Below are 8,317 nucleotides of genomic sequence, written 5' to 3'. Positions count from 1 at the left end.
AGCAGCAGGCCACCGACCTCGTCCACCAGCACTGGAACAAGTAAGCAGACACACCGAAGGCCGGCACCCCAGCAAAGGGGTGCCGGCCTTCGACGCGTACCCGATCACGGGGCCAGGACGAACGTCCACGTGGTGGTGGTCGTGCTGGCCGCCGCGCCGACCGCGGCGAGCCCGCCGTAGCTGCCCGCCGGCACGCTGCTCGCCGAGTCGGCCAGTAGCGCGGTCACCCGACCGCCGCCGGTCTGCGAGCTGTTGCTGCGGACCGCCACCCCGGCCGGCGGGGTGAGCGCGGTGGACGCCGCGTCACCGTGCAGCCAGTACGACACCGCCCAGCTCTGCGGCGCGGTCACCGGCGCGTACGGCGTGGTCCGGGTGGCGGTGCTGGCCGGGTCGGTGGCCCGCTCGAACGCCGGCGCGACCGGGGCGGCCCCCCGGTACGCGGCCACCGTCAGGTTGCCCTTCGCCTGGCTGTCCAGTGTCACCCGCACCGCCGTGCCCGCGTCACCGTCGGTCGCGGTCTTCCACCAGGCGGTGGTGGTGGCGTAGCCGCCGTCGAGCCGGTCGAGACGGTGCCAGCCGGTCACCCCGGTCGGCTCGCCGGTGCCGGTGTGGGTGTTCTGGCTGAGCAGGAGCAGCAGCGTGTCGCCGGGCTGCACGGCGGCCGGGACGGTCACCGCGTGGTTGGTCCAGTTGGCGTTCGCGGTGGCCTGCCCGACGAAGGAGATCCGCTCCGGCACCGGCGCGACGGTGACGTCCACGGTCGCGGTGCCGGTGGCGCCCCGGTCGTCGGTGACGGTGAGCGTGACCGGGTAGGTGCCGGCCGCCGCGTACGTGTGGGAGGTGGTCGGCACCGAGACGGTGCCGGCGGTGGACCCGTCGCCGAAGTCCCAGCGGTGGTCCTGGATCGCGCCGTCGGCGTCGGTGGAACCCGCTGCGGAGAACGTGCACACCAGCCCGGAGCAGGTCGGCGTCAGATCGGCTACCGGCGCCTGGTTGGCCGGGCCGCCCGTCCCTTTCAGGATCTTCACGTAGTCGATGTCACCGGCGAAGTAGTCGCAGGTCACCTTGCTGCCGTCGCATTGGCTCTTGCCGCCGGCGGAGAGCTGCCAGGAGTTGGCGATGGTGCCGGTCGGCCCGTTCAGCCGGCTGGTCCGCACCCCGTCGACGTACATCTCCACGTAGGTCGGGGTGCGGTTGCAGGTCACGGTGTGCCACTGGCCGTCCGCGATCGGCACGTCGGTGTAGCCGGTCCGGGAGGCGCCGTCGCCGCCCCGGAACAGGCACTTGGGCCGGCCGCCCGGCGCCTCGAACTTCCAGTAGCCGCCGGCGGTGTTGCCCTGTCCCTTCTGGAGGATGTTGCCGAACGAGTACGTGGTCCGGTAGCGGATGGTCACCGAGAAGTCCCCGGCGTCCGGGTTGAGGTCGGTGCTGTGCGGCACCAGGTCCACGTGGCCCGGCACGTACTCCTGGTCGGTGGGCAGGTGGGTGGCGAAGCGGTGGCCGGTCGCCCCGGCGTAGAGCGCGCCGGTGACCACCTCACCGCCGACCGTGCCGTGACGGCCCCGGCCGCTGCTGTCCTTCAGCACCGTCGACGACACCGGCTCGTCCATGCTCCAGAACGCCACGGTGCGGGTAGCGGTGGCGTGCGCGGGCGCGGTTGCCACCGCCAACCCGGCTGCCGCGACGACCGCCGCCACGCCCAGCCGGGCGGCCGTCCGCCGCCATCGTCCCTGCCCGATCGTCCCCATGTGACCGCCTCCCTGCGCATCGGGCCTCACCCTGACATGCGCCGGGGCGCGGCTCCATAATCCGCACGGTGGATGGGTGGCAGGCTCTCGGTGCCCTGCGGTGACCGATGTGGCCGGTGCCGACCGGCCGGTGGGAGAGGCACGCCGATCGACCGGCGGCCGGAGAGTGATCTTCGGTGGGCGATACTGGGTTTGAACCAGTGACCTCTTCCGTGTCAAGGAAGCGCGCTCCCACTGCGCCAATCGCCCGGGCAGTTCGCGAGCGGACGACGGGATTCGAACCCGCGACCCTCACCTTGGCAAGGTGATGCGCTACCAGCTGCGCTACGTCCGCGTCGTCGCCGGCTCGCGTCGGCGACGGGGGAAACTCTACCCGATGCCAAGATCGCCCCGCGACAGCCCCCCGGCGGCCGTGGTTGCGCTGCTCGCCCCCGGGGTACTGATCGACGCGACAGCACAACCACCCCCTGAAGGAGGCTGTCGTGGGTATCGGAACGAGCATCTTCCTGATCGCGGTCGGCGCGATCCTCGCGTTCGCGATCAACGCCAGCGTCGGCGGTGTGGACCTCGACATCGTCGGCTGGATCCTGATGGCGGCCGGCGTGCTCGGCCTGATCTTGACGACGCTGGCCCGGAGCCGGCGTCGCGAGGTGGTCACCACCACGGAGCAGCCGGTGGAGTACCGCCGCGTCGAGGAGCGCCGGGACGCCCCGCCGATGTGATCCGCCCGGGGGCCGACGGAGCTGATCGGTCCCCGGGAACCGACCTGGACGGGGACGCCACCGCGCGTCCCCGTCCGCGTACCCGGGTCAGTCCCGCATCAGGGCGTTGATCGTGCCGTAGTCGAGCGCGTCGGCAAGCGCGCCGTAGGTGCCGGCCCCGAACGCCTCCGCCGCCGCCCGGTGGGCCACCGCGTACGCCGCCTCGGCGACCGCCGACCCGAGGCTGACCCGGGCCACCCCGAGCCGGGCCAGCTCGGCGATCGGCGGCGCGCCCGGCCCGGCCAGCACGTTCAGCGGCGCGGGCACGGCCGCCACCAGCGCCGCCACGGTCGCCGGGTCGACGGTTCCCGGCACGAAGATCCCGTCCGCGCCGGCCGCCAGGTACGCCTCGGCGCGCGCCGCGGTCTCCGGCACCCCGCCGACGCCCCGCAGGAACGTGTCCACCCGCGCGTTGACGTACAGCGGGATACCGGCGCGGTCGGCGGCGGCGCGGACCGCGCCCAGCCGGGCGCACTGGTCGTCCACCGCACGCAGCGGCCCGGTCCCGTCGTGCCGCGCGTCCTCGACGTTCACCCCGACCGCACCCGCGCCGAGCACCGCCGTCACGGTGTCGGCCACATCCTCGGGGGTGTCGCCGAACCCGGACTCGATGTCGGCGGTGACCGGAAGCCGCACCGCGGCGGCGAGCAGCCGGATCACGTCGACGGCCCGGTCCCGGGCGAGCGCGTCGCCGTCGGGCGCGCCGCGGCTCCAGGCGACGCCGGCGCTGGTGGTGGCGACCGCGCGGGCGCCGGCGGCGGCCACGATCCGGGCGCTCGCCGCGTCCCAGGCGTTGACCAGGACCAACGGTTCACCGGGCACGTGCAGGCTACGGAAATCCTGGGCTCGGGTCTGCTGTTCGTTCACCCGGTCAGTCTCGACCACTCGCGCCGGCCGTGGTGTCCCCGCCGACGACGGGAAAAGGCTGTGCCGGTGATCGGCACAGCCTTTTCGTGGTGGGCGATACTGGGTTTGAACCAGTGACCTCTTCCGTGTCAAGGAAGCGCGCTCCCACTGCGCCAATCGCCCTCGTCAACTGCCGAGGTGGAGACGGGATTTGAACCCGTGTACACGGCTTTGCAGGCCGTTGCCTCGCCTCTCGGCCACTCCACCGAGGTTGCCCCCGAACGTGCGTGGCGGCAGCTCCGAGCGGACGACGGGATTCGAACCCGCGACCCTCACCTTGGCAAGGTGATGCGCTACCAGCTGCGCTACGTCCGCACGCCCCCGGTGTTTCCCGGTGACGGATGAGAACTTTAGCCGAGCCCCGTACGGTTGCCAAATCGGATCCCCCTTCGGGCGAGTCCGATCGGCGCACTGGGTCATCACCCGCAGGCTTCCTAGGAGCCTGGGCAAGGGCTGCGACGCGGGCCCGCGCAGGCGCGCTCACCTGCGGATCCTGGCCGGCGAGTCGAGTGTCCGGCATCCGACTGTCCTACCACCGACCGGCCGGTCCGGTAACTCCTCGTGGTCATTCGGATGGGTTACCGTAACGGCGTGACGAGACGAGCCGCCGAGATCCGTCTGGATGCGCTGCTGCGCACCGCCTGCGAGGTGATCGCGGAACGAGGGCTCGCCAACACCCGGACCGCCGACGTGGCGGAGGCCGCCGGAGTCAGCCAGGCACTCGTCTTCTACCACTTCGCGACCAAGGACCGGCTGCTCGCGCAGGCCTTCGCGTACGCCGTCGAGCAGGATCTGGCCCGGCTCGACGCGGTGCTGCGATCCTCCGCCCCGCCGCTGGCCAAGCTGCGCCGGATGCTTCGCCTCTACGCCCCGACCGGCCGGTCCACCTCCTGGTCGATGTGGATCGACGGCTGGGCCGAGTCGCTGCGTACCCCGGAGTTGGAGAAGCTCTCCCGCCGCCTGGACCTGCGCTGGCGGCAGGACCTGGCGGCGGTGATCGCCGACGGCGTCGCCGACGGCACGTTCGACTGCCCCGACCCGGCCGGCGCCGCCTGGCGGATCAGTGCCGTGATGGACGGCCTGGCGGTGCAGCTCGCGGTGCACGAACGGGTGCTCACCCGCCGGCAGATCGCCGAGTGGGTCCGCCTGGTCGCGACCCGGGAACTGAGCCTGGAGCCGAGCCAGCTCGACTGAGCCGGCGGGCGACGCGGGCCCGGGCCGGCGGGTGGACGTTCGCCGCGGACAGGTCCCCCCGGTAGTGGGCCAGCACCCGGTGGTCCATCAGCCGGCGCCAGAGCGGCGGCACCAGGGCGGCGACCACCATCGTCGCGTAACCGGCGGGGAGCTGCGGCGAGGCGTCGAAGCTGCGCAGCGCCTGATAGCGGCGCAGCGGGTTGGCGTGGTGGTCGCTGTGCCGCTGGAGCTGGAAGAGGAAGACGTTGGTGACGGTCCGGTCGCTGTTCCAGCTGTGCCGCGGGTCGACCTTCTCGTAGCGGCCGGCCGCGGTGCGCTGCCGCGCCAGACCGTAGTGCTCCAGATAGTTGACCGCCTCCAACAGGGAGAAGCCGACCACCGCCTGGAGCACGAGGAAGATCAGCACGCCGGGTCCGAACGCCACCGCCAGCACGGCGTAGAGCACGGCCGTCATGGCCCAGGCGTTGAGCACCTCGTTGCGCCAGCTCCACGGGCTGCGTCCGCGCAGCCGGAACCGGGCGGTCTCCAGCCGCCACGCCGAGCGCAGGCTGCCGGCGACCGTACGCGGCCAGAACGCCCAGAACGTCTCGCCGAGCCGCGAGCTGGCCGGATCCTCCGGGGTGGCGACGCGGGTGTGGTGGCCCCGGTTGTGCTCGACGAAGAAGTGCCCGTAGCCGGTCGGCGCCAAGGCGATCTTGGACAGCCAGCGCTCCGCGCGCTCCCGCTTGTGCCCCAACTCGTGCGCGGTGTTGATGGCGATGCCGTCCACCACCCCGACGGTGGCGACCAGACCGGCGGCGGTCACCCAGGAGAGCCGGCCGCCGGCCCAGACCGCGCAGCACAGCACCAGCGCCGCGTACTGGGCGGGCAGGTAGAGGTAGGTGAGCCAGCGGTAGTAGCCGTCGGCCTGCAACGCCGGCACCACCTCCTCGGGCGGGTTCTCCCGGTCGTCGCCGATGCACAGGTCGACGAGCGGGATGAGGCCGAAGACCACCGCCGGGGTGAGCCACCAGGCCGCCCCGGAGCCGGTGGCGTGCCAGAGCGACCAGGCCACGAACGGCAGCGCCGGCACGAGCAGGGCGAGGGGCCAGAGCGGCTTGCGGGTGTCCCGCCAGGGAACGGTCTCGGTGGGCATCGTCGGACTCCGATCGGTTGCTCCTGGACCGACTGTCCCAGCCAGGCAGCGTTTTTACAAGACCGGAGTTTTTGTAAAGTCAGCGCCGCACGGTCCGCCGCCGCGCGAACGCCGGGGCCGCGTCCGCCGCCGGCCCGTCGGCGCGCAGCAGGCGGCGCATCCGCACCAGCAGGCCCGCGCCGAGGAAGAGCAGCAGCCCACCGAGCAGGAAGGCGGCCTGCACCACGCCGAAGCCGCCGGTCTCGGCGACCGGCCGACCGGCCGCGCCCGGCGGCGGCTCGACCACCGCCGCCTCCGTCGACTCGTCCGACGCCGACTCCTCGACGGTCGGCTCCTCGCTGGGCACGCCGGTCGGCTCGGCGCTGGTCGGCTCCGGCTCCGCCGTCGGCTCGGCCGCCTCACCCACCACCTGACGCGACGCGGTCCGCCGGGCCAGCAACCGCAACTGCGGGTCGTACGCCTCCGCGGCGATGCTCACCCGCCCGCGCCCCACGTCCCCGGCGAACGCCACCCGGTAGCGCGCGGTCACCGTCCGACCGGGACAGAGCAGGCCCGGATCCAGCTCCCGGTCGGTCAGCCGCGCGGTGTCCCCCTCGGTGCGGATCTCCAGCGGGAACGAGCCGGCCTCCTCCACCCGGTCCACCTTCACCTGGTCCAGCCGCAGTCCCTGCACCCGCAGCAGCATCGACCAACGCACCTTGACGCAGTCGTCGCCGGCGCCGCGGTCGGACCGGGACACCACCGCGGAGAGCGTCTCGACCCGGTTGCCGGCGGTGAACTCCTCCGGCAGGCCGCTCAACTCGGTGGAGAACGCCGCCGCCGCCCGGGCCGGCGCGGCCCCGCCGTAGCCGACTCCCGCCAGACAGGTCAGCACCAGCCCGATCCGCAGTGCGTGCCGCCAGCCGCTCACCAGCGCTCCTCCTCAGCTCGGTCGGGTCCACGGGCAACGCTAGGAGCGCGCCACCCCCGCCGGTAGACGGGCGTGTTCGCACCCAACGTCAACATCGGCAGGTGGTTTCACCGACCGTGGTGAACCGGTCACGGCCGCCCGCCGACACGCCCGGACCCGGCCGTGGGACACAATCACCCGGTGTCCGAGCTGTCCGCCGCGTTCGTCCGGCTGCACGCCCGCCTCGCCCCGGTCGCGTTCGTCCCCGAGGTGCTACTGCACCAGGCCGACGAGCCGATCGGCCTCTGGGAGCTGACCGAGGGCGAGTTCCGCAGCTCCCAGCCGCCGCCGTTCTGGGCCTTCGCCTGGGCGGGCGGCCAGGCCCTCGCCCGTTACGTGACCGACCACCCGCAGGTGGTCGCCGGCCGCCGGGTGCTCGACCTGGCCTCCGGCTCCGGCCTGGTCGCCATCGCCGCCGCCCGGGCCGGCGCCGCCGCCGTCCGGGCCGTCGAGGTGGACGAGCGGGCCGTGGCGGCGGTCGCGCTGAATGCCGACGCCAACGGGGTACGCGTCGACGCCGAACTCGGCGACCTCCTCGACTCCGACGCCGGGGACGCCGAGGTGGTGCTGGCCGGCGACGTGTTCTACAGCGAGGCGATGGCCCGGCGGATGCTGCGCTTCCTGCTCCGGGCCGCCCGCTCCGGCGCACGGGTGCTGGTGGGCGACCCGGACCGGGCGTTCCTGCCCCGCGAGCGTTTCCACACGCTGGCCGCGTACGACGTGCCGGTGTCCGAGGCGCTGGAGAGCGTCCGGGTCAAGCACACCACCGTGTGGGAGCTGGACCCGAACCCGCCCGGCGCCCGGCGCGGACAGTAGGGGTCCGTTCCTCTAACGGATGCGTTAAGAAGGGGCCCCTCCTTACCAGCTCAGCCGCTCTCCTCGGCCCAGGCCCGCCAGTCGTCGAGCACGCCGTACAGGGCGGGCGTGAGCCAGCCCGGCGCGGAGCGGCGGAAGACCCCCGGGTCCATCCCGCCGGCGCCGGCCGGCACCGCGCCGAGCAGGTTCGGCAGCAGCTCGGACAGGTTGAGCCAGTGCACCAGCTCCGCCTCGGCCGGCCAGGCGCCGATCACCACGCCGGCCGGGACGGCCCGCCGGTCCAGCGCCTCCAGCGTCAGCGCGGTGTGGTTCAACGTGCCCAGCCCGGCCCGCGCCACCACCACTGCCGGCGCGCCCAACGACACCGCCAGGTCGGCCACCGTCCACGGCTCGCCGGACGGGCGCAGCCCCATCGGCACGAGCAGCCCGCCGGCGCCCTCGACCAGCACCAGGTCGTGCTTGTCGGCCTCCTCGCGGATCGCGTCGACGGCGCTGTAGAGCTGCAGCGGCGGCAGCTCGGCCACCCGGGCCGCGGCCAGCGGGGCGAGCGGGTCCGGATAGCTGGCCAGCGTCCGGCCGGTGAGCGGGGCGGCCAGCCGGGTCACCGAGTCGACGTCGCCGGGCTCGCCGGTGGCCGTGCCGCTCTGGCCCGGCTTGACCACCGCGACCCGCAGGCCGGCCGCCTGCGCGGCGGCGGCGACGGCCGCGGTCACCACGGTCTTGCCGACCTCGGTGTCGGTGCCGGTCACCAGCACCGCCCCGGTCCAGGCGTCGGTCACGGCGCGACCTCGGTTCGCGACTGCGGGGC

At 73.7% G+C, this 8,317-nt stretch carries 8 protein-coding genes and 5 tRNA genes; 3 read left to right on the top strand and 10 right to left on the bottom strand.

The genetic code is table 11. From position 1 onward, the window contains the following. Positions 1-104: 104 nt before the first annotated feature. From AB0H28_RS25390 to AB0H28_RS25380, 3 genes are all read right to left on the bottom strand, one after another. Positions 105-1,748: a PKD domain-containing protein gene (locus tag AB0H28_RS25390; RefSeq protein ID WP_358044970.1), complete on the bottom strand. Its 1,644-nt coding sequence runs from the start codon at positions 1,746-1,748 to the stop codon at positions 105-107. Positions 1,749-1,925: 177 nt separating this feature from the next. Continuing rightward, positions 1,926-1,997: transfer RNA gene (locus AB0H28_RS25385), tRNA-Val, on the bottom strand. Positions 1,998-2,009: 12 nt separating this feature from the next. Further along, a tRNA-Gly gene (locus AB0H28_RS25380) sits at positions 2,010-2,082 on the bottom strand. A gap of 148 nt (positions 2,083-2,230) precedes the next feature. Between AB0H28_RS25380 and AB0H28_RS25375 the strand changes: the two genes are divergently transcribed. Continuing rightward, positions 2,231-2,470: a DUF6458 family protein gene (locus tag AB0H28_RS25375; RefSeq protein ID WP_358044967.1), complete on the top strand. Its 240-nt coding sequence runs from the start codon at positions 2,231-2,233 to the stop codon at positions 2,468-2,470. 87 nt (positions 2,471-2,557) lie between these two features. Here AB0H28_RS25375 and AB0H28_RS25370 read toward each other — a convergent pair whose 3' ends face one another. The 4 genes from AB0H28_RS25370 to AB0H28_RS25355 form a co-directional block, all read right to left on the bottom strand. After that, entirely contained in the window at positions 2,558-3,376 is an 819-nt protein-coding gene (locus tag AB0H28_RS25370; protein ID WP_358044964.1) for an isocitrate lyase/phosphoenolpyruvate mutase family protein, read from the bottom strand. A gap of 87 nt (positions 3,377-3,463) precedes the next feature. Further along, positions 3,464-3,538, bottom strand: a tRNA-Val gene (locus AB0H28_RS25365). Positions 3,539-3,551: 13 nt separating this feature from the next. After that, positions 3,552-3,622 (bottom strand) — tRNA-Cys (locus AB0H28_RS25360). A 35-nt stretch (positions 3,623-3,657) separates the two neighbouring features. Further along, a tRNA-Gly gene (locus tag AB0H28_RS25355) sits at positions 3,658-3,730 on the bottom strand. A 276-nt stretch (positions 3,731-4,006) separates the two neighbouring features. On the opposite strand from AB0H28_RS25355, the gene AB0H28_RS25350 reads away from it, so the two are divergent. Beyond that, positions 4,007-4,609: a TetR/AcrR family transcriptional regulator gene (locus tag AB0H28_RS25350; RefSeq protein WP_358044961.1), complete on the top strand. Its 603-nt coding sequence runs from the start codon at positions 4,007-4,009 to the stop codon at positions 4,607-4,609. Here the strand turns inward: AB0H28_RS25350 and AB0H28_RS25345 are convergent. Next, positions 4,530-5,744 (bottom strand): alkane 1-monooxygenase, encoded by a 1,215-nt coding sequence (locus tag AB0H28_RS25345; RefSeq protein ID WP_358044959.1) that lies wholly within the window; start codon positions 5,742-5,744, stop codon positions 4,530-4,532. The two genes, AB0H28_RS25350 and AB0H28_RS25345, sit on opposite strands and share 80 nt — an antisense overlap. Before the next feature lie 79 nt (positions 5,745-5,823). Further along, positions 5,824-6,654 (bottom strand): hypothetical protein, encoded by an 831-nt coding sequence (locus tag AB0H28_RS25340; RefSeq protein WP_358044956.1) that lies wholly within the window; start codon positions 6,652-6,654, stop codon positions 5,824-5,826. A gap of 180 nt (positions 6,655-6,834) precedes the next feature. Here AB0H28_RS25340 and AB0H28_RS25335 point away from each other — a divergent pair, with 180 nt between their 5' ends. After that, positions 6,835-7,509 carry a 50S ribosomal protein L11 methyltransferase gene (locus tag AB0H28_RS25335; protein WP_358044953.1) on the top strand — a complete coding sequence of 225 codons (675 nt, stop codon included), beginning with the start codon at positions 6,835-6,837 and terminating at the stop codon, positions 7,507-7,509. Between the two features lie 50 nt (positions 7,510-7,559). On the opposite strand, the gene bioD is transcribed toward AB0H28_RS25335, so the two are convergent. Further along, positions 7,560-8,264: a dethiobiotin synthase gene (gene bioD / locus AB0H28_RS25330; protein WP_358044981.1), complete on the bottom strand. Its 705-nt coding sequence runs from the start codon at positions 8,262-8,264 to the stop codon at positions 7,560-7,562. Positions 8,265-8,317 lie beyond the last annotated feature (53 nt).

This window comes from Micromonospora sp. NPDC050980 (assembly GCF_040653835.1).
Classification (GTDB): domain Bacteria; phylum Actinomycetota; class Actinomycetes; order Mycobacteriales; family Micromonosporaceae; genus Micromonospora.
Note: the sequence above shows the minus strand (reverse complement) of the source record. Positions and strands in the feature narration are given on the sequence as shown.